Source organism: Phytoamicus setariae (genome assembly GCF_016722925.1).
Lineage (GTDB): Bacteria > Pseudomonadota > Alphaproteobacteria > Rhizobiales > Rhizobiaceae > Rhizobium_E > Rhizobium_E setariae.
The window spans coordinates 95,975-115,965 of the sequence record NZ_JAEQNC010000004.1 but is presented as its reverse complement, the minus strand read 5'-3'; the positions used below and the strand labels follow the sequence as shown (position 1 = coordinate 115,965).

Annotated in this window: 16 protein-coding genes; 8 read left to right on the top strand and 8 right to left on the bottom strand. The window is 60.0% G+C overall.

From position 1 onward, the window contains the following. Position 1: 1 nt before the first annotated feature. Genes JJB09_RS08250 through JJB09_RS08240 form a run of 3 tightly spaced genes read right to left on the bottom strand, consistent with a single transcriptional unit; the run spans position 2 to position 4,739 of the window. The gene (locus JJB09_RS08250) at positions 2–2,788 is read right to left on the bottom strand and encodes a DUF4159 domain-containing protein (RefSeq protein WP_425523697.1); all 2,787 of its coding nucleotides are present in this window, start codon (positions 2,786–2,788) and stop codon (positions 2–4) included. Beyond that, a complete protein-coding gene (locus JJB09_RS08245) occupies positions 2,788–3,705 on the bottom strand; it encodes a DUF58 domain-containing protein (protein WP_201655919.1) in 918 nt (305 codons plus the stop codon). The genes JJB09_RS08250 and JJB09_RS08245 overlap by 1 nt, the downstream gene beginning before the upstream one ends. A gap of 8 nt (positions 3,706–3,713) precedes the next feature. Next, a complete protein-coding gene (locus JJB09_RS08240; protein ID WP_425523696.1) occupies positions 3,714–4,739 on the bottom strand; it encodes an AAA family ATPase in 1,026 nt (341 codons plus the stop codon). Between the two features lie 144 nt (positions 4,740–4,883). On the opposite strand from JJB09_RS08240, the gene JJB09_RS08235 reads away from it, so the two are divergent. Genes JJB09_RS08235 through JJB09_RS08225 form a run of 3 tightly spaced genes read left to right on the top strand, consistent with a single transcriptional unit; the run spans position 4,884 to position 7,401 of the window. Further along, positions 4,884–5,507 (top strand): DUF1285 domain-containing protein, encoded by a 624-nt coding sequence (locus JJB09_RS08235; RefSeq protein ID WP_201655917.1) that lies wholly within the window; start codon positions 4,884–4,886, stop codon positions 5,505–5,507. A gap of 2 nt (positions 5,508–5,509) precedes the next feature. Further along, complete coding sequence (locus JJB09_RS08230; RefSeq protein ID WP_425523702.1) at positions 5,510–6,160, top strand: CoA pyrophosphatase; 651 nt, start codon at positions 5,510–5,512, stop codon at positions 6,158–6,160. Continuing rightward, complete coding sequence (locus JJB09_RS08225) at positions 6,157–7,401, top strand: CCA tRNA nucleotidyltransferase (RefSeq protein WP_201655913.1); 1,245 nt, start codon at positions 6,157–6,159, stop codon at positions 7,399–7,401. The genes JJB09_RS08230 and JJB09_RS08225 overlap by 4 nt, the downstream gene beginning before the upstream one ends. Before the next feature lie 227 nt (positions 7,402–7,628). Here the strand turns inward: JJB09_RS08225 and JJB09_RS08220 are convergent, their stop codons facing one another. Then, the gene (locus tag JJB09_RS08220; RefSeq protein WP_201655911.1) at positions 7,629–7,835 is read right to left on the bottom strand and encodes a hypothetical protein; all 207 of its coding nucleotides are present in this window, start codon (positions 7,833–7,835) and stop codon (positions 7,629–7,631) included. Between the two features lie 103 nt (positions 7,836–7,938). Beyond that, a complete protein-coding gene (gene hemF / locus JJB09_RS08215) occupies positions 7,939–8,850 on the bottom strand; it encodes an oxygen-dependent coproporphyrinogen oxidase (protein ID WP_201655908.1) in 912 nt (303 codons plus the stop codon). A gap of 356 nt (positions 8,851–9,206) precedes the next feature. Here hemF and JJB09_RS08210 point away from each other — a divergent pair, with 356 nt between their 5' ends. After that, positions 9,207–11,141, top strand: a complete 1,935-nt coding sequence (locus tag JJB09_RS08210) for an EAL domain-containing protein (protein WP_201655905.1) — start codon at positions 9,207–9,209, stop codon at positions 11,139–11,141. Between the two features lie 15 nt (positions 11,142–11,156). Here the strand turns inward: JJB09_RS08210 and JJB09_RS08205 are convergent, their stop codons facing one another. Next, entirely contained in the window at positions 11,157–11,633 is a 477-nt protein-coding gene (locus tag JJB09_RS08205; RefSeq protein ID WP_201655902.1) for a tRNA (cytidine(34)-2'-O)-methyltransferase, read from the bottom strand. A 357-nt stretch (positions 11,634–11,990) separates the two neighbouring features. On the opposite strand from JJB09_RS08205, the gene JJB09_RS08200 reads away from it, so the two are divergent. Further along, the gene (locus JJB09_RS08200) at positions 11,991–13,844 is read left to right on the top strand and encodes an ABC transporter ATP-binding protein (RefSeq protein ID WP_201655899.1); all 1,854 of its coding nucleotides are present in this window, start codon (positions 11,991–11,993) and stop codon (positions 13,842–13,844) included. 45 nt (positions 13,845–13,889) lie between these two features. On the opposite strand, the gene denD is transcribed toward JJB09_RS08200, so the two are convergent. Continuing rightward, on the bottom strand, positions 13,890–14,867 hold the full coding sequence (gene denD, locus JJB09_RS08195) for a D-erythronate dehydrogenase (RefSeq protein WP_201655896.1): 978 nt from the start codon (positions 14,865–14,867) through the stop codon (positions 13,890–13,892). Between the two features lie 120 nt (positions 14,868–14,987). On the opposite strand from denD, the gene JJB09_RS08190 reads away from it, so the two are divergent. Further along, positions 14,988–16,847: an ABC transporter ATP-binding protein gene (locus JJB09_RS08190; RefSeq protein WP_201656789.1), complete on the top strand. Its 1,860-nt coding sequence runs from the start codon at positions 14,988–14,990 to the stop codon at positions 16,845–16,847. Here JJB09_RS08190 and JJB09_RS08185 read toward each other — a convergent pair. Beyond that, a complete protein-coding gene (locus JJB09_RS08185) occupies positions 16,828–17,781 on the bottom strand; it encodes an endonuclease/exonuclease/phosphatase family protein (protein ID WP_201655893.1) in 954 nt (317 codons plus the stop codon). The genes JJB09_RS08190 and JJB09_RS08185 overlap by 20 nt on opposite strands. 349 nt (positions 17,782–18,130) lie before the next feature. On the opposite strand from JJB09_RS08185, the gene petA reads away from it, so the two are divergent. Both petA and JJB09_RS08175 read left to right on the top strand, forming a co-directional pair. After that, positions 18,131–18,709 (top strand): ubiquinol-cytochrome c reductase iron-sulfur subunit, encoded by a 579-nt coding sequence (gene petA / locus JJB09_RS08180; RefSeq protein ID WP_201655890.1) that lies wholly within the window; start codon positions 18,131–18,133, stop codon positions 18,707–18,709. Positions 18,710–18,726: 17 nt separating this feature from the next. Further along, complete coding sequence (locus JJB09_RS08175) at positions 18,727–19,986, top strand: cytochrome b (RefSeq protein WP_201655887.1); 1,260 nt, start codon at positions 18,727–18,729, stop codon at positions 19,984–19,986. Positions 19,987–19,991 lie beyond the last annotated feature (5 nt).

The following is a 19,991-nucleotide window of genomic DNA, read 5'->3' as shown; positions in this document are numbered from 1 at the left end:
CTCACTGGCCCAACCGTTCCAGCAACGCCGGCACATGCACCTGGTCAGCCTTGTAGTTGCCCGTCAGCATGTACATCATGATGTTGACACCGGTTCTGTATGCCATTTCGCGCTGGTTTTCGTCGGGTGGCACCAGCGGCAGCAAAGGCGCGCCCATGCCGTCTATCGCCCAGGCGCCGGCGAAATCGTTGCCCGTGATCAGCACCGGCGTCACGCCGTCGCCAGCGCGCGCAGGCCGGTTCGGGTCGGCCTTGCCGCGCGCCTGCGCCTCGACCCAGAGAGGGCTGCCGGCATAGCGGCCCGGATAGGATTTCAGCAGGTAGAAGGCCTTGGTCAATACGTGGTCCGAAGGCACAGGCTCCAGCGAGGGAATGTCTATGCCGGCGAGAATGGTCCGCAGCCGTTCGGTATTTGGACTGACATTGCCGGTTGCGGTGATCGCCGAGACCTGATCGCGGGTGTCAAACAGCACAGTGCCACCGGAGCGCATATAGGCGTCGACGCGGCTGATCGTCTCTTCGGAAGGCATGGGAGCGGTTGCCGTCACCGGCCAATAGAGAATCGGGAAGACCGCCAGTTCGTCCCTGGCGATGTCGACACCCACCGGCGCCCCCGGTTCGAGTGTGGTGCGGTAGTAGAGGTAGTCGGAAAGGCCTGTCAGTCCACGCTCCGAGATCCTGTCCACCTCTGCCTCGCCAGTAATGACATAGGCGAGATGGGTCTTGTCGAGGCGAGCCATCAATTGCGCATCGCCTGGACGGGTGTCGTCAGCACGAGCAGGAGGCGCGTCTATGCCTCCCATAAAGATGGCGACGGCCAGCATTGCTGCGGCGGTTGCACCGCGGCGCGCAAATGCGCCTCCAAGAAACAGCATGATGATCGTATCGAGCAGTGCGAGGGCCAAGGCTATGGAAAGCAGCCATGGTTTCAGCGAAAGACTGCCGTCGCCGGCAAAGCCGCTCAGTGCAAAGGGGACATCAGCCGGTATTGCCAATGGCTCCAGCTTTGCGGTCTCGTCGAAAAGGTTCAGCGCTTCGAAACCGTCTTCGCTGCCATAGAGGCCGGGCGGGTTGGCGCTGGAAATCTTTGGCCGGGACGCCGTTTCAATCGGCTTGGCGAGGCCCTTTTCCGTCGTCAGCTGGCCATCTGCGGTCAGCAGTCGGTAGGGCGCGAGCACAGCTTTGCCGTCCGCGTTCAATGCTGTACCGGATGCGCTGTGCGACATCTGCACGATCCGGCGCAGCATCTCGACGAAATCGCCCGACAACGGAAGGTTGGACCACGAGGACTCGGCGCTGACATGGAACAGGACGATGCGGCCTGCGCCGATCTTGCGGGCGGTCACAAGCGGTGTTCCGTCCTTGAGATTGGCCCAGGTCAGGTTTTGCAGGTCGCTGGTCGGTTCGGCGAGAACCTGGCGATTGACAAGCACACCCTTGGGCGCGCCCAGACCTGCGAAAGGGCTGGTGGGCGGATAGGCGTCGAGAGGTTGCGGCTCTGCCCAGGACATCGAGCCGCCGAGCGAGCGCTCGCCCTGCCTGAGGCGAACGGGCACGAGCGGATCTTCGGCCGGCGCAGCAGCAAGACGCGGACCGGCAAACCGCACAAGCGTGCCGCCTTCTTCCACCCAGGTGCGCAAGGCAGCTTCGGCGGTCGGCGGCATGCGGCCGATATCGGCGAGCATGATGACAGAGGGGTGAGCCTTCACCATGGTCGGAATGGACGTGGCCAGATCGCTGCCGACCGCTTCCGCCAGATTGGCGAAGGGCGAAAGCGCCCGGGTGATATAGTAGAGCGGCGACAGCAAGGGTTGACTGCGGTCGCCCGCTTCACCTGAAATCATGCCGACGCTGCGGCGCTTGAAGCTGTCGTCGAGCAGGCGCACGGCTGCGGCGGTGTCGTAGTCATCGATCGTCAGCCGCGCAAAATCGTTGCGCAGTTCGAAGGGCGTCTCGATAGCGGCCGTCGCATCCGTTTTTCCGGCGGCAAATTCCAGTCTCGTCGTTGCCAGAACCCGGCCTTGCATGTCGCGGGCCGAAACGATGGCTGATTGGGGAGTGTCGATGTCGAGCCGAGTGGCGTTCAAGGTCAGGCGGTCTGCACTGTTGGCCGCCCCGGTAATGGTCATCGCGGCGGGATTCTTGTCGCCATAGAGGCGGACGTCATTTCCCGCAACTGCCTTGAGCGCGTCATACATCAGCGGGTCGTCCGTCGAGCGGATGCCGTCGCTGATGAAAGCCAGCAGTCCGGGCTTTTGGCCAGAAAATGCCGAAGTCAGCGCGGCTGCGGCGGCGCCCCGGCTGGCGGGCAGGGGCAGGGGCCGCTCAGCTGCAAGCATGCGCAGCGCCTCGTCGGCGCGCCTTGGCGTGGCGTCATTCGTGTCGTTGGCCGTGAACACCAGACTGACCGGCTGATCCTGGTCTGCGGCCTCGCGGATCAGCAGTTCGGCCGTCGCCCGTCGCTTGTCGAATGTGGGGGCACTGGCCCAGCTATTGTCGAAGACGATCACCAGGGGGCCGTTGATGCCGCTAAACCCGGCATTGGGATTGAGAACCGGGCCAGCGAGCGCCACGATCACCGCCGCGGCGAGCAGAAGCCGCAAGAGCATCAGCCACCACGGCGTGGTGGAGGGCGTTTCCTCGCGCTTGCGCAGCGACAGGAGAATGCGAAAGGGAGGGAATACCTCTTTTTCGGGCCTCGGCGGTGTGATCCGCAGCAGCCACCAGATCACCGGCAGAGCGACAAGCGCCATCAGCAACAGAGGCGATGTGAAGGCAAGTGCGGCCATCAGCGCCCCTCATGCTCGTGCCGGCCGGGCTGGCCCGAAAGATACATATGCGTTGCTGCCAGTGCCTCGGAAGCCGGCCGCGAGGTGTTGTGAGCGATGAAATTCCAGCCCATGTGCCGGAGGCCGTCACGAAGGCTCTCCCGGCGCGCAAAATAGGCGAGCCGGTATTCGTCCCTGAGGATCTCGGAACGTCCCGAAAGGAACTTCTGTCCGGTGGCTGGGTCGTTGAATTCGATACGGCCCATATAGGGGAAGGTTTCTTCCACAGGGTCGGCGATCTCGATCACATGGCCGCGAAGGCCACGGCTCGTAAGCGGCTGCAGCCGCGCAAGCGTTTCCTCCACCGGTGCGAGGAAGTCGCCGAACAACACGATGTCACTGGAACCCCGGATCATTGACGTTTCGGGCAGGCTTTCCTGCAGGTCGGCATGCATCAGCGCATGGGCCAAGCGCTCGGCTGCATTTCGTGCGGCGATCGGCTCCATGATGCCGGGGCATCCTATGCGCTCGCCGGAGCGGGCCATGATTTCCGCCGTCGCCAGCATCAGCACCAATGCGCGGCTCTCCTTGGACACCAATCCCAGGTTCGACTTGAACATCATCGACGGCGACAGGCTTGCCCAGAGCCAGATCGTGTGGGCAGCTTCCCATTCCCGGTCGCGAATGTAGGTGTGGTCGTCGCGTGCCGACCTGCGCCAGTCGATGCGCGAGAGGCTGTCGCCCTCCACGAAAGGTCTGAACTGCCAGAAGTTTTCGCCCACGCCACGTTTCTTGCGCCCGTGCCAGCCAGCTATCACCGTGTTGGCTATGCGTCTTGCTTCCACGAGGCAGTCGGGCAGCAGGCGTGCGCGTTCGCGCGCCCGGACCAGTGCTGCACCCGGTGTCGTTGCGGCGACTCTATGGCCGATGGGAGCCACGTGGTTTGCTAGCCTTTCGATGAATGCTTCAACGGTTCGACCAGCCGGGCGATCACGTCCTTCATGGTCACGCCATCGGCGCGGGCGGCGAAGGTCAAGGCCATGCGATGCTGCAGAACCGGGCCCGCGAGTGCGACGACATCATCTATCGAAGGGGCAAAGCGCCCGTGATAGAGCGCGCGGGCGCGGGCTGTCAGCATCAGCGCCTGGCCGGCACGTGGGCCTGGGCCCCAGGCAATGCGACTGTCGGCGATTTCGCTGCCATTTCCGGGGCGGGCGGAGCGCACCAGCGTCAGGATGGCGTCGACGACGCTTTCCGGCACCGGCATCCGGCGCACCAACGTCTGGATTTCCAGCAGGCGGGCGGCATCGATGATGCCCCCCACACGCGCCTCGGACATGCCTGTCGTTTCGAGCAGGATCTGGCGTTCGGCCGCAAAGTCGGGATATTCGACATCGATTTCCAGCAGGAAACGGTCGAGCTGGGCTTCCGGAAGCGGATAGGTGCCTTCCTGCTCCAGCGGATTCTGGGTGGCGAGCACATGGAACGGCTGCGGCAGGTCGTAACGCTGGCCGGTTATCGTGACATGATATTCCTGCATCGCCTGCAGCAGTGCCGACTGCGTGCGGGGGCTGGCGCGGTTGATTTCGTCGGCCATCAGCAATTCGGTGAAGATCGGCCCCTTGACGAAGCGGAAACTGCGTTTGCCCTTGTCATCCTGGTCCATTACTTCCGAGCCGAGAATATCTGACGGCATGAGGTCGGGCGTGAACTGGATGCGGCTTGTGTCCAATCCGAGCACGGTGGCCAACGTGGCAACCAGCTTGGTCTTTGCAAGGCCGGGCACGCCCACCAGAAGGGCGTGGCCGCCCGACAGGATAGCAAGCAAGGTCTGTTCGACGACGGTTTCCTGGCCGAAGATCACCTTGGCCGTTTCGGCCTTGATGTTGGCTATGTCCTGGAGCGCCTTCTCAGCGACCGCCACAACGGTTTCTTCGTCGATGGCGGTGTCTGCCGGTGTCATTGCGCCCATAGGACCCTCCGGGTGATGGCGATTTCGATTCGTAATTTGCACTTATGCTTGCTTGCTTTGTAAAGTGACAGGGGTAACAACGGCTGACAAGCGCGATTCCTACCAAGATAGCGTCAGCATATCGGCCCCGATGAGGACATAAGAATGGCAAGCGGTGAATTTCAGGCGCAAAAAGATGCCGGCAGTCTCGCCGCGCTGATTGCGCGTGCCGCGGCCGACACCAATCAGCCGGGTCGCGGCCTGCCGCCGGTCGAGCGCTGGCATCCACCCTATTGCGGCGATATCGATATGGAGATCCGGGCGGACGGCACCTGGTTCTATATGGGCACGCCGATCGGCAGACAGCCGCTGGTCAGGCTGTTTTCCACGGTCTTGCGCAAGGACGATGACGGCAAGACTTATCTGGTAACCCCGGTCGAAAAAGTCGGTATCCGCATCGAGGATGCTCCTTTCGTCGCGGTGGAAATGGTAGCCGAGGGCAATGGCGCGTCGCGCGTTCTGACATTCAGAACCAACGTCGGTGACGTGGTGGCCGCCGGGCCAGATCACAGCATGCGTTTCGAGATCGCGGGTGAAAACCAGCAGCTCAAGCCCTATCTACATGTGCGCGGCAATCTCGAGGCCCTGGTTTCGCGCGCCGTTATGTATGATCTGGTCGAGCTTGGAGAAGAAGCCGAGATCGACGGAGAGGTCATGTTTTGCGTCCGTTCGGCCGGAGTTCTGTTTCCGGTGATGCGGGCAGACGAACTTGAAAGACTATCGCATTGACAATCAACGATCACCACGCGCTAGCGACGACAACGGGTTTTACTGCCCGCGAATTCCGGCGCAGGGCCGAGGACCACATCAACGGCAACCCCGGTGATTTTCTTCTCTACGGCGACTACAAGATCAATCCCGGCGTCGAGCATGGGCTTGAGGGAATGGAACTCAAGGACGCAGCGGTGCTGGTGCCGGTGGTCGATCATGGCGATCAGGCAACGGTCATCTTTACGAAGAGGACGTCGTCCCTGCGCAAGCATTCCGGCCAGATCGCTTTTCCCGGCGGCAAGCTCGACCACGAGGACGAGTCTCCGGAGATTGCAGCGCTGCGCGAGGCCGAGGAGGAGATCGGGTTGGCCCGGCACTTCGTCGATATCATCGGCCGTCTGCCGTCAATTCCGGTGCTTTCCGGGTTTCGGATCACGCCTGTCTTGTCGACCGTCAGGCCGGGCTTCGAGCTCAAGCTCAATCCCGACGAGGTGGAGAATGTGTTCGAGGTGCCACTCGGATTCCTCATGGATCCGGCAAACCACGTTCGGGAGCGCACGACGTTTCGCGATCTCGAGAGAAATTATTACGCGATGACCTACGACGACTGGCGCATCTGGGGCATCACGGCGGGCATCGTTCGCTCGCTCTACGAGAGGTTCTACGAATGACCAACATCGCCAGCGAAAACTGGTTCAAGGCTGAGGGGCTTCAACGTGTGCTGGCGCTGCTCAACCGCGATGACGGTGAGGCGCGCATTGTCGGTGGCGCGGTGCGCAACAGCTTGATGGGCATCCCGCTCAGCGACATGGATATCGCCACCACCCATCGACCCGAGGCAGTGCAGGCGCTCGCCGAGGCAGCAGGCATCAAATGCGTGCCGACCGGCATCAAGCACGGCACGGTGACGCTTGTTGTCGATGGCAAGCCGTTCGAGGTCACAACGCTGCGCAAGGATGTCGATACCGATGGCCGGCATGCCGAAGTGGAGTTCACCGATGACTGGAAGGCGGATGCCGAGCGCCGAGACCTGACGATCAACGCGCTCTATGCCGACAAAGACGGCGAGGTCTACGATTATGTGGGTGGCTTGCCGGATATCGCATCGGCAACGATCCGCTTTATCGGTTCGGCCGCCGAGCGGATCGCCGAGGATCATCTGCGTATCCTGCGGTTCTTCCGGTTCTTTGCTTTCTACGGCAAGGGACGGCCGGATGCAGAGGGACTGAAAGCCTGTGCGGTTGCCAAGAAAAGCATTGGCGCGCTTTCCGCCGAGCGGATATGGGCCGAAATGCGCAAGCTGCTTTCGGCGCCAGACCCGTTCCGGGCGCTGCTGTGGATGCGGACGTCGGGCGTACTGACGGAAGTCCTGCCGGAAACCGAAAAGTGGGGCATCGACGCAGTTCCGGCGCTAGTGCGCGCAGAAGATCAATTCGGCTGGCCCGTAAATCCGCTCCTCAGACTTGCCGCAATGGTCCCGCCGGTAAGCGACAGGCTCGAAGCGATGGCCGATCGCCTGAGAATGTCCGGTGCCGAGCGGGAGTTCCTGGAGGCATTTTCGGAGTTTCCGAACTTCGTCGAGACGATTTCCAAGACGGACTGGGAGAAGCTGCTTTACCAGCATGGCGCAGCCGGGTCGGTGGCCAGGCTTAAGCTGGCGATCGCGAATGCACTCTCGAAAGGTGAGGATGATCTCGATCAGCTGAAGCGCATGGGCTATCTGCAGAAGCTTTTGCAGGCCACCGAACAATGGCAACGCCCGAATCTCCCGGTCAAGGGGGCCGACCTGCTTGCCGTTGGCTTCAAGCCGGGACCGGAAATGGGGGCCATGCTCGAGCGGCTGGAAAAAGACTGGATCGCCTCGAACTTCTCACTGACGAGGGACGAGCTCGTCGGACTGGCTATTCAATAGTATGCGAATGAAAAATATTGCAATGCCGCAATTTTTCGCTTGTCATTTCTGCGGTGCAATATTACAGTCTGATTAATGAAGCGGTTCACCTCCTCCCGAACCTCTTCATAGCGACTGACAACACTCCTCCTCCCAGTTGTCAGTCATGATTAAAGCCCGGTGCACCTCCTCCCGCGCCGGGCTTTTTATTTGTCCCCGTTCCAGATTTCCCGCGCTTATCACACGCGTCAATGGCGCATATAGTCCGGCAAGGCCCAGGATTCGAAGCAGGCCGACGTCTGCAGGCGAAGCGCTGCAGACAGTTTGCGGTTGTCGGCCTTCATGGAAGCAAGATGCTCAAAATAGGAATCGCGGTCGGCGAGATTGACCGCCTGATCGTTGCGCAATCCTTCGGCCTCCTCGGTGGTGACGCGAGTGGTCTCGGTCGTTGCCATGACTAACTCCTCCAGCTCATCAGGGACGGAGGTAACCTAGCATATATTAGGTCTCAGAAATATGACGATCGCGAATCTTTCCCCTGAATTCACATGTCCGTCGTCAAGGCCAGCGAACGACCGGAGGCAGTGAGGAAAGGATCGCTTCAACGTTGCCGCCGGTCTTGAGACCGAACATGGTGCCGCGGTCGTAGAGCAGGTTGAACTCGACATAACGGCCGCGACGGATGAGTTGTTCGTCCCGGTCGTCCTCTGTCCAGGGCGTGTTGAAATTGCTGCGCACGATCTTGGGATAGACGAGGCCGAAAGCGCGGCCGACGTCACGGGTAAAGGCAAAATCGGCATCCCATCCGCCCTGTTCGTTATCGGAGTTCTGCCAGTCGAAGAAGATGCCGCCGATGCCACGCGCCTCGTTGCGGTGCTTGAGGAAGAAGTACTCGTCGCACCAGTCTTTGTATTTCGGGTAGTCGGCAACCGCATGGCGCGAGCAGGCAATTTCCAGCGCCCTGTGGAAGAGCTGGCTGTCCGGATCTTCCTGGGTGCGACGCCGGCCCAGGACCGGTGTCAGGTCGGCGCCGCCGCCGAACCAGTGCGAGCTTGTGACCACCATACGGGTGTTCATATGCACCGCTGGGACGTGCGGATTGACCGGATGCGCAATCAGCGAAATTCCCGAAGCCCAGAAGCGCGGGTCTTCCGACGCGCCGGGCATCTGCTGGCGGAATTCCGGCGAAAATTCGCCATAGACGGTGGATGTGTGGATGGCTGCCTTCTCGAAGACGCGTCCCTCAAGCATGGACATCGTGCCGCCGCCGCCACGACCATCTTCGCGCAGCCAGTCCTTGCGATGGAACTTTCCTGCGGGGTAATCCGATAGCGGCCCGGTAAGCTCGGCTTCCAGCGCCTCAAAAGCTGCACAAAGCCCGTCTCGCAGGCTCTCGAACCACTGCCGGGCCGCTTCCTTCTTGTCTTCGATATCGGCCGGAAGGCCCTGTGGAAGTACCGGTCGTTCCATGACGTCCAAGTCCCATTCTTTTGATTCGCACTGATCGCGACAATTGATTGAAAATCCTAAACGGAAAATCAACCATTCAGGCAAATAGTCGTAGAAATGCCGATTTAAGATGTCGGTTTTAAGCGTTTGCTAGAGCATCCGGGTTTAAGCGGAACATACGATGCGCCAGGTCGTCTTCACAAGGGGCGTCTTGGCAGAGTTGATATTCCCGCACCATTGTTCAGAATACGAACGATGGTGCACAATAGAGGCCGGATTGTCACGTGTCGCTTGCCGTGGCAGTTGGGTCGTTCGGGTTGGCAATGGCATTTAACTGGATACGAAAGTTTGGGAGAGGTTCGGACACTGCGCTGTCAGTGAAGCGCAGCCGCGCGCCCGATGTCCTTCATGGTGCCGAACCAGGCCGTTTCGATGTCATCCAGGCGCTTGCCAAATACAATGCGCGGCGCGTCAAGCAGATGATTGTCGCGATCAACTTTCTGATCGTGCTCTCCATCGTCAACAATCTGATATTCGAGCGTGGTATCTGGCTGACGATCGCTGCGGCGTCCGTGTTCTGCGTGTTGTTTGTCGCGCGGCGCTTCTATGACAACGAAAACCCGTCAGCGGCCCAGTTCATCTTCCTGTGGACCATCTTTTCGGCGGTAACCTACATTACATGGATGGGCGACGGGCTTCGCGACCAGATCATCCTCGGCAATTCGATCGCCCTGGTCTTTGCCGCGATCCTGGCTACGCCCAAGCACTTTGCCATCATGTATGTCGCTGTTATCCTCAACGCGGTCGCGCTCGGGATCGCCAACGAGAACCACTGGGTCGATTTCGGCGCGTTCTACTTTGACTGGTCCAATGTCGGCGATGCAGTGATGCTCTACTCGGTCACCGCCGTCACGGTCTTCATGCTTGCCAACGACATGCGCCACCTGCTGTCGCGCTACAACAGCGAGTACCGCAAGGCCAAGGCGTCCGAGGATGAGATATTCCGGCTTGCCAACCACGACCCGCTGACGGGCCTGCCCAATCTGTTCATGGCGGAGAAGAAGTATCGCGACCATTATGCTGCCGCAGGCAGCCCCAAGGTCAGTCTGTTCGTCATCGGGCTCGACAATCTCCGGGTGGTCAATGACTCACTCGGCCATGTCTTCGGCGATAGCGTTTTGAAGACCGTGGCCGAAAGGCTTACCGAGCTTGCCACGCCAGAATGCTTCGTCTTCCGCATCGGCGGGGATGTCTTCGGTATCATGACCGAAGCGGCTGTCGAGCCTGAGGTTGTTGCCAACATTGCCGAGATGATCCGCAAGAAGATCGCCGAGCCGCTCGGCTCAGGCCATCAGTTCATCATGCTGACTTGCTCTATCGGCGCGGCAATTCGCGAAGACGGGGCGTTTGAATTTGCGCGGCTGCGACGCGAAGCCGACATCGCCATGTACAAGGCCAAGACCGCTGGCCGAAACGTCGTCAAGCTCTATGACGAAACTATGAGCAATCAGGCGATCGCTTCGGTGACAATGGCGGCCAATCTGAAGACGGCGATCGACAGGCATGAATTCAGCCTGTACTTCCAGCCAAAGATCGATCTCGACACCGGAAAGATAAAGGGCGCGGAAGCGCTGCTGCGCTGGTTCCCCGAAGGCGGCGACCCGGTGCCGCCGGACCAGTTCATTCCGGTGGCGGAAAGCACCGGCATGATCGTCGAGATCGGCGAATGGGTCATTCGCGAGGCCTGCCTGCAATGCAAGCGGATCCATGAGCTCGGCTCGCCAGATTTTGCCGTAGCGGTCAATATTTCGGCCGTGCAGTTCAAGCGAGGCAACCTCGAACATATCGTGCTCGATGCGCTTTATGTCAGCGGGCTGGAGTCGAAGTATCTGGAACTCGAGTTGACGGAATCGCTGCTGCTCGAAGACGAATACGACATCAAGGGTCAGATCAGCCGGCTTGCGGCCAAGGGTCTGACCTTCTCGCTCGATGATTTCGGCAAGGGCTACTCGAATCTCGGCAACCTCAGCAAGTTCGACATTGCAACGCTCAAGATCGACCAGTCGTTCGTCTTTGCCATGTTTGACACGACGCAGGACAGCGCGCTTGTCGAGGCGATCGTGCGGATGGGCAAGTCGCTCGGCCTGAAGATCGTTGCCGAAGGAGTCGAGACGCAACGTGCCGCCAACATACTCGGGTTGCTCGGCGTCGACTTCGGTCAGGGTTACTATTGGTCCAAGCCGCTGCCGGTCGATGATTTCATCTGCTATGCCGGTATCGGCAAAGAGGCCAGCAAGGCGGTCAGCGCCTGAACCCTTCGGTCTATCTCAAAGGTGCGCCAAAGCTGGAAACCCGGTCTGTCGCAGCGCTTCACCCGAAATCATCGCCGCCGACATCGCAACGTTGATCGAACGCTGTCCCGCGACCATTGGAATGATGACGCGCAGATCGGCTTTTTCATGCACGTGTTCGGGCACGCCAGCGCTTTCCCGGCCGAAAAGCAGGATATCGTCACTACGGTATTCGATTGACGTGTAGGGGGCCGCAGCCCCTGTCGACGCGAGAACCAGTCTGCGCCCGGTTTCAACGCGCCATGCCTCGAAATGCGCCCAGTCGACATGGCGCGTCAACTGTGCGGTCTGGGCATAATCAAGGCCGGCGCGCCTGAGATTGCGATCCGACGTATCGAAGCCCGCCGGTTCGATGATCTCGACGCTTATACCCAGGCATGCGGCGAGCCTGAGGATCGTGCCGGTGTTTCCGGCGATATCCGGCTGATAGAGTGCGATTGACAGACCCGGCATGCTCGTCCTCAAAACTTTCTTCGCGCGTCGGCTGTGCTCATTTGGCAACAAATGGCTAATTGATGAGCAGGTTCCGTAAAAAGACCGCGCCGGTGCTCTAGCGATTTTTCGCAAATCGGTCTATGCAGAATGCTGTCTTTAACGCGAAGGATTGGGAGGCTGTCATGGATATTAATTGTCGCAACTGGCGCCTTCTTCGAATGACGCCGAAGTCGTTCTGATCTTTTCTTACATTCTTCGCCTTCACATATATTCCGGTTGAGTGCCCGCGGCGTACTTTTAGCGCCGAGCAGATTCCGCTCCGCCGGCTCCCCCAAAGGGACGCGCTCGCCGCGTTTTCATCTGGAGAATTCCGCAATGTTTGCCTGGTTTGAAAGCCGTGTAAATCCCTATCCCGCCGAGGATCCCTCGCGCCCGCCCAGCACGCTTTATGCGTTCATCATGCATTACTCGAAGCCGGTGGCCGGCTGGCTGGTGCTGATGGCTGTCGTCACTGCTGCGATCGGTGTCGGCGAAGTCATGCTGTTCAACTTCCTCGGCCAGATCGTCGATTGGCTGTCGAAGTCGGATCCCAAGACCTTCTTGGCCACCGAGGGCACAACGCTTGCCTATATGGCGGTGTTCGCTCTCGTTGTTCTGCCGGGTCTGGTGATCTTTCAGTCGCTGGTGATCCATCAGGTGCTGATCGGCAACTACCCGATGATTGGCCGCTGGCAGATGCACCGTTATCTGCTGCGCCAGAGCATGAGCTTCTTCTCCAACGAGTTTGCGGGCCGTGTCGCCACCAAGGTGATGCAGACCTCGCTGGCCGTGCGCGAAGTTGCGATGAAGGTTCTGGACGTTTTCGTCTATGTCCTGAGCTACTTCATTTCCATGTTCGTGGTGGTGGGTACCGCCGACTGGCGTCTCATGGGGCCGCTGGCTCTTTGGGTGGTCGTCTATTCCTGCCTGCTGCGGTACTTCATCCCCCGGCTGCGGAAGATTTCCGAACGGCAGGCGGATGCCCGTTCGATGATGACCGGCCGGATCGTCGACAGCTACACCAACATTGCCACGGTCAAGCTGTTTTCGCATGCGGGGCGTGAGGAGACCTTTGCGAAGAAGGGCATGGATGAGTTCCTGCAAACCGTGCACGGCCAGATGCGCTTCATCACCACCTTCCATGCGCTGGTGCACCTCAACAACGCGCTTCTCGCATTCCTGACGACAGCCCTGTCGATCTGGTTCTGGGTCGGCGGTTCGATTTCGCTCGGTGCCATCGCTGTCGCCATCTCGCTTTCCCTGCGCATCAACGGCATGTCGCAATGGATCATGTGGGAAGTCTCGGCGCTGTTCGAGAACATCGGCACTGTCTATGACGGCATGGCAATGCTTTCCAAGAAGCAGGACATCCGCGATGGCCAGGACGCCAGGACACTTCGTGCCAGCGGCGGCAAGATCGAGTTCGACAAGATCCGCTTCCACTATGGCAAGGACAAGGGCGTCATCAACGATATCTCGTTAGCCATCCAGCCAGGCGAAAAGGTCGGCCTTGTCGGCCGTTCTGGGGCCGGCAAGACGACGCTGATGAATGTGCTGCTGCGGTTCTACGATCTCGAGGGCGGGCAGATCCGCATCGACGGGCAGGATATCAGCAAGGTGACGCAGGACAGCCTGCGCAGCAAGATCGGTGTCGTCACGCAAGACACCTCGCTGCTGCACCGGTCCGTTCGCGACAACATTGCCTATGGCAACCCGGGCGCAAGCGATGCCGAGATCATCGAGGCGGCCAAGCGAGCGAATGCCTGGGACTTCATCGAGACGCTGGTGGATCCGCATGGGCGCGTCGGGCTTGATGCGCAGGTCGGAGAACGTGGCGTGAAACTGTCGGGCGGCCAGCGGCAGCGCGTGGCGATCGCGCGTGTGTTCCTCAAGGATGCGCCGATCCTGGTGCTCGACGAGGCGACCTCGGCGCTCGATTCCGAAGTCGAGGCGGCGATCCAGGAAAACCTGTTCGAGCTGATGGAAGGCAAGACGGTTATTGCAATCGCCCACCGGCTGTCGACGCTGACGGAGATGGACCGCGTGATCGTGCTCGACAAGGGGGCGGTCCGCGAAGAGGGCAGCCATTCCGAGCTCGTGGCCGAAGGCGGTATCTATGCCGATCTCTGGAAGCGTCAGTCCGGTGGATTTATCGCCGATGACGCCGACGCGGAGCAAGCGGCGGAGTAGTAAGAGAGGCCGGGGCGAAAACCCCGGCCTCTTTGTTATTGCCTGCTATTTCTGCAACTCGTCCTCGATATGGGCCTTGATGATATCCTCGAACGAGGCGTCGGCCCTGAAGCCAAGCGCCGTGGCACGTGTCGCTTCAAAGCGCTCGGGCCAGCTTGCGACGATGCGCATGATCATTTCGTCGGGCTCGCGACGGATGAGCAAGGTAGCCTTTTCACCGGCAACATTGCGCAGCGCATCGATCTGTTCTTCGACGGTCGCCGAGATGCCGGGCATGGTAAGGGTCGGCCGGCCCTCGAGTTTCATCGTGTCGATTTCGGCGGCATGGATGAGGAAGCCCACCGCCGAGCGCGGCGAGGCGTGCCAGTGGCGCACAGTATCGGGCACGGGCAGGATCGCTTCCACACCCACCAGCGGCTCGCGGATGATCCCCGAGAAAAAGCCCGAGGCGGCCTTGTTGGGCTTGCCCGGACGGACGCAGATGGTCGGCAGGCGGATGCCGACGCCCTGGACGAAGCCACGACGACTATAGTCAGCCAGCAGCAACTCGCAGATCGCCTTCTGGGTGCCATAGCTGGTGAGCGGGGTGAGATGAAAATCATCCGGTATGGAGGCAGGGAAGGGGCTGCCGTAGACGCCGATCGACGAGGTGAAGACCAGGCGAGGGCGATAGCCGTCCTCGTCATGGGCATGTCGGATCGCTTCGAGCAGGTGGCGCATGCCATCCATGTTGATGCGGTAGCCCTTTTCGAAGTCCAGTTCCGCCTCGCCGGAAACGATTGCAGCCAGATGGAAAATAACGTCGGGGCGAGCGTCCACCAGTTTCTGGATTTCCGCCTCGCCGGAGAAATCGCCTGCCACGATCTCGACATTGCCCTTGAATGCGGCAGGAGCGTCGGCCGGCACCACATCGGCCAGCGTCAGCCGCTCGATGTAGCGGCCGGTAAGCTCGCCGGCGGTTGCCAGCCGGGTCGTGAGTTTGCGGCCGACCATTCCGGCCGCTCCGATGATGGCAATATGCATGAATAAATCCTCCAGTAATAAATTCCGTCTGCCATAGAGCCCCTCCTTGCGCTTTTTTCAAGGTGAAATCAGGACAGCGGCGACCTTTGCGCCGGCGAGAAAACAACCTATATCGCAGTGATGATATTTCACCGGCTCGCACGCTATTTCGAATCCTGGATTGACCCTTTTGGGCCGAAAGCGAGCTACCAGCCGCCAAAGGGCACGGCGGCATTCATCTGGCACTATGTCTCGCAAGCCAAGGCTGCGTTCTTCGCCATGCTGGTGTTGGGCGGCGTCGTGGCGATGCTCGAGGCCGGGCTGTTCTGGTTCGTCGGCCGACTTGTCGACATTCTGGACAGCGTTGGTCCCGGCAACGGCTGGAGCGGCCTGATCGAAGCGCATGGCCGGGAAATAGCCTTCATCGCCTTCGTCGTCCTGGGGGTGCGCTTTTCGGCGATTGCGCTTTCGGCGCTGGTCGAGGAGCAGGTGATCGTTCCCGGCTTCTTTAATCTGGTGCGCTGGCAGGCGCACGCCCACATTTCCCGGCAGTCCCTCAGCTTCTTTCACAACGACTTTTCGGGCCGGATCGTCACCAAGGTCTGGGCTGCTGGGCAGGCCACCGGCGACCTCATGGTGTCGCTGCTGCAGGTTGCCTGGTTCATGGTGATCTATTCGCTGACGACTCTGACGCTGGTCTCCAGCCTCGACTGGAGGTTGGGTGCGCTGGTGGGCTTTTGGATTGTCGCGTTCATTGTGCTGGCCCGCTTCTTCGTGCCGAAAATCCGTCGCAATGCACGCGAGACTGCGGAAGCCTCTTCAATGCTGAACGGACGGTTGACGGATGCCTATTCCAATATCCAGACGCTGAAGCTGTTCGGCCGCGAGGAGGATAACGACCGCTATATCAGAGACGGTTTCGAGCGGTTCCAGGATGTGCTGAAGTCGTTTACGCGTTATCTGACCGGCGTCCGCTCATCGCTTGCCTTTCTGTCGGGATTGATGATCACGGCGGTGGGCGCCTTGACGATCGAACTGTGGCTGGACGGGCAGGTGACGACGGGCGCCGTGGCCTTCACCCTGGGTCTCGTGCTGCGCATGAACATGCTGCTCGGCCGGATGATGACGCAATTCAACGCGATCATGCGCAATCTCGGCACGATCCAGAATTCAGCGGAAATGATCGCGGCGCCGATTGCACTCGTCGACCGGCCGGACGCTCCCGATCTGGTCATTCGAGAGCCCTCGATCCTCTTCGAGAATGTCAGCTTCCATTATGGCAGGGGTAGCGGCGTCATTGAGGGGCTCAATCTGTCGATCGCGGCGGGGGAGAAAGTCGGGATCATCGGGCGCTCGGGGGCCGGAAAGTCGACCCTGGTCAACCTGCTCTTGCGTTTTTACGATCTCGAATCCGGCCGTATCCTCATTAGCGGCCAGGACATCGCCTCGGTCCGGCAAGAATCATTGCGCCGGCAGATCGGCATGGTCACACAGGACACGGCGCTGCTGCATCGCTCTGTGCGCGACAACATCATGTTCGGCCGGCCGGATGCGACGGTGGAGGCGATGCAGGCAGCCGCGCGCGAGGCCGAAGCAGACATGTTCATTCCCCACCTCGAGGATTTCCGCGGTCGCAAGGGCTATGACGCTCATGTCGGCGAAAGGGGGGTGAAGCTTTCTGGCGGACAACGCCAGAGGATCGCAATCGCCCGCATGCTGCTCAAGGACGCGCCGATCCTGGTTTTGGACGAAGCGACATCGGCGTTGGATTCAGAGGTGGAAGCCGCCATCCAGCAAAACCTCGAAAAGCTGATGAATGGCAAGACCGTCATCGCCATTGCCCACCGCCTGTCGACGATCGCCAATCTCGATCGCCTCGTGGTCATGGACAAGGGACGGATCATCGAGGAGGGTGGCCATCGGCAACTGTTGGCGAAGGGCGGCCTCTATGCCGATCTGTGGGCTCGCCAGTCCGGCGGTTTCATTGCGGTGGATAAGTAGCCGTATCGTCCTGCCAGAGCACGTCGGCGATCAGGCCATAGTGGTTGGAGCCCAGCGTCTCCTCGACGCGGGCAAGCGATTTGAACCGCAGCGCATCACGGACGAACACATGATCAATCGCCATGCCGGCCCAGGTGGCTTTGACTGGCCAGGTCTGCGGCTCTTTTTCGGCAGTCATCAAGTAGGTCGATTTGAGAAAACCCCTGATGTCCGGCGTCAGTATCGAAGCATTGAAATCGCCTGCAAGGATCATCGGCCCCTTCAGCGGGGCGATGCTTTTTTGGATCCTGCGCAGTTCGTAGGCATGGAAATTGTCGAAATAGGGCTTGGTCAGGTGTACGTTGACGAAGTTGACCGGCCGCCCATCGAAATCGATCGTGGCGATCATCAGCCGGTCACGGTAAATGGGGCTTGCGGTGATGACCTTGCCTTCGGCCAGCGGTCGCTTGGACCAAAGCGATTGATCGCAGGTGATCGTCTGGGCCCCGCAGCCGAGCCGGTAGGGATAGACCACCTTGATGCGATCGATATGTGGGCCGATCGGCGCAGATTCCTGGATGAAAACCACGTCCGCACCGGAGCCGATGATGTAGTCTGCCACCTTGACGCCCTGTGGATTGTCGCCCATGATGTTGATCGACAGCAGGCGGAACAGGGGCTTCGCAGCCGGGTCGAGTGGCGCTGGCTGGCGGAACTCGCCGAGCATGATGTAGCCGTGCGCCCCGATGAGGATCGCAACTACCATCAGAGCCAGGTTCAGGGCGTGGCGGTAAAACCCAAAGGAAATCGCCGCCAGTGCAAAGGCTGCTACTGCCCCCTGTATCTGTAAGCTGGCAATCGTATAGAAAATCCAGGAGCCGGTGGCGTAGCGGCCGGCGAGCGCCGCTACGGCTAGGGCGGCGAGCGTGCCGATGACGATCGAAACAGACTTCATGTCGGAGCAGATTTCCCTTTGTTCGCCTATGCGGCTAACACGCCCGCAACGGGGGCGCAATCGTTGAGGAATTCAACCAAATGGATGACGCCGGTCGCGGCACAATTGCGCAACTGCGCGCCTTGTGTCGTCATGGCTGACAAATATGCTTGCTCCTGCGGGTAGTTATCGCTCGCGGGTGAATTAACCGCGACATTGTGCCCTCATCCCCTTGCCAAGACTGGACATATTCTGCAATCAAGCTTAGAACGCGCCCGAAAGTGGGGGAATCTGTGGCCGTATTGTGACCACTGAAAAGCCGGACTTCTAGGTGTATGAGACTAAACTTCGCGCAGAGGATGGATAAGCCGTGAGCGAACACGACACGACAGGCGGGGAAGCGGGCGGTCCGACCCGCCGCGATTTTCTATATTTGACAACGGGGATGGCAGCTGCGGTTGGCGCTGTCGGCGTGGCTTGGCCGTTCATCGACCAGATGCGGCCGGATGCCTCGACACTAGCGCTTGCATCCATCGAGGTGGATGTCGGTGCGCTCGAGCCGGGCCAGTCGCTGACCGTCAAATGGCGCGGCAAGCCGGTATTCATTCGCAACCGCACCGACAAGGAAGTGGCAGACGCCAAGGCGGTTGACCTTTCGGAACTGAAGGATCCGCTCGCACGCAATGCCAACATTGCGGCCGATGCCAAGGCGACCGATGTCGATCGCTCTGCTGGCGAAGGCAAGGAGAACTGGCTGGTCATGATCGGGGTCTGCACCCATCTGGGTTGCGTTCCGCTTGGCGAGTCCGGGGAATTCGGTGGATGGTTCTGTCCCTGCCATGGCTCGTCCTACGATACGGCCGGACGCATCCGTAAGGGTCCCGCGCCGGAAAACATGGCTATTCCGATATCCAGCTTTATTTCGGATAAAGTCATCCGTATCGGTTGATAGAGGGGCAAATTGATATGAGCGTTGATCATTCTTCAACCTACGAGCCGAAATCCGGCATAGAGAAATGGGTGGATTCCCGCCTTCCGCTGCCGCGCCTGATGTATGATTCATTCATCGCCTATCCGGTGCCGCGCAACCTGAACATGGCCTATACTTTTGGCGCCATGCTGTCGGTGATGCTGGTCGTCCAGATTCTGACCGGCATCGTGCTGGCCATGCACTATGCGGCAGAAACCACCGTCGCATTCAATTCCGTCGAAAAGATCATGCGCGACGTCAACTACGGTTGGCTCTTGCGCTACATGCACGCAAATGGTGCGTCGTTCTTCTTCATCGCCGTCTACCTGCACATCGCTCGCGGCCTTTACTACGGTTCCTACAAGGCTCCGCGCGAAATCCTCTGGATTCTCGGTGTTGTCATCTATCTTCTGATGATGGCCACCGGCTTCATGGGCTACGTGCTGCCTTGGGGACAGATGTCCTTCTGGGGCGCGACCGTCATCACCGGCTTCTTCACTGCCTTCCCATTGGTGGGCGAGTGGATCCAGCAGTTCCTGCTTGGCGGCTTTGCCGTTGGCGACCCGACGCTTAACCGCTTCTTCTCGCTGCATTACCTGCTGCCCTTCATGATCGCCGGCGTCGTGATCCTGCACGTCTGGGCGCTGCACGTAACCGGCCAGACCAACCCGACAGGCGTGGAAGTCAAGTCCAAGACCGACACCGTGGCGTTCACGCCCTATGCGACCGTCAAGGACGCGCTCGGCGTGGTGATCTTCCTGCTGGTCTATGCGTGGTTCGTCTTCTACATGCCGAATTTCCTCGGCCATCCCGACAACTACATCGAAGCCGATGCACTGAAGACTCCGGCACACATCGTTCCCGAATGGTACTACCTGCCGTTCTACGCGATGCTGCGCGCGATCACCTTCAATGTCGGCCCGATCGACTCCAAGCTTGGCGGCGTTCTGGTGATGTTCGGTTCGATCCTCATCCTGTTCTTCCTGCCCTGGCTCGACACTTCCAAGGTCCGCTCGGCCGTTTATCGTCCGTGGTACAAGCTGTTCTTCTGGCTGTTCGTTGCTGACTGCCTGATGCTCGGCTGGCTTGGATCGCGTACGCCTACCGATCTCTTCACTCTGATGTCGCAGCTCGGAACGCTCTATTACTTCGGTTTCTTCCTCGTGATCATGCCGGTTCTCGGTCTGATCGAAACGCCGAAGCGCATTCCGAACTCGATTACGGAAGCCGTTCTGGAAAAGAACGCCAAGGCTTGATGAGG

Excerpts from the sequence above, each read along its gene's own strand:
- JJB09_RS08190 (WP_201656789.1), top strand. The coding sequence starts at position 14,988 with ATGATATTTCACCGGCTCGCACGCTATTTCGAATCCTGGATTGACCCT.
- denD (WP_201655896.1), bottom strand. The coding sequence starts at position 14,867 with ATGCATATTGCCATCATCGGAGCGGCCGGAATGGTCGGCCGCAAACTC.
- JJB09_RS08220 (WP_201655911.1), bottom strand. The coding sequence starts at position 7,835 with ATGGCAACGACCGAGACCACTCGCGTCACCACCGAGGAGGCCGAAGGA.
- JJB09_RS08240 (WP_425523696.1), bottom strand. The coding sequence starts at position 4,739 with ATGGGCGCAATGACACCGGCAGACACCGCCATCGACGAAGAAACCGTT.
- JJB09_RS08185 (WP_201655893.1), bottom strand. The coding sequence starts at position 17,781 with ATGAAGTCTGTTTCGATCGTCATCGGCACGCTCGCCGCCCTAGCCGTA.
- JJB09_RS08225 (WP_201655913.1), top strand. The coding sequence starts at position 6,157 with ATGACCAACATCGCCAGCGAAAACTGGTTCAAGGCTGAGGGGCTTCAA.
- hemF (WP_201655908.1), bottom strand. The coding sequence starts at position 8,850 with ATGGAACGACCGGTACTTCCACAGGGCCTTCCGGCCGATATCGAAGAC.
- JJB09_RS08235 (WP_201655917.1), top strand. The coding sequence starts at position 4,884 with ATGGCAAGCGGTGAATTTCAGGCGCAAAAAGATGCCGGCAGTCTCGCC.
- JJB09_RS08175 (WP_201655887.1), top strand. The coding sequence starts at position 18,727 with ATGAGCGTTGATCATTCTTCAACCTACGAGCCGAAATCCGGCATAGAG.
- JJB09_RS08250 (WP_425523697.1), bottom strand. The coding sequence starts at position 2,788 with ATGGCCGCACTTGCCTTCACATCGCCTCTGTTGCTGATGGCGCTTGTC.
- JJB09_RS08205 (WP_201655902.1), bottom strand. The coding sequence starts at position 11,633 with ATGCCGGGTCTGTCAATCGCACTCTATCAGCCGGATATCGCCGGAAAC.
- JJB09_RS08200 (WP_201655899.1), top strand. The coding sequence starts at position 11,991 with ATGTTTGCCTGGTTTGAAAGCCGTGTAAATCCCTATCCCGCCGAGGAT.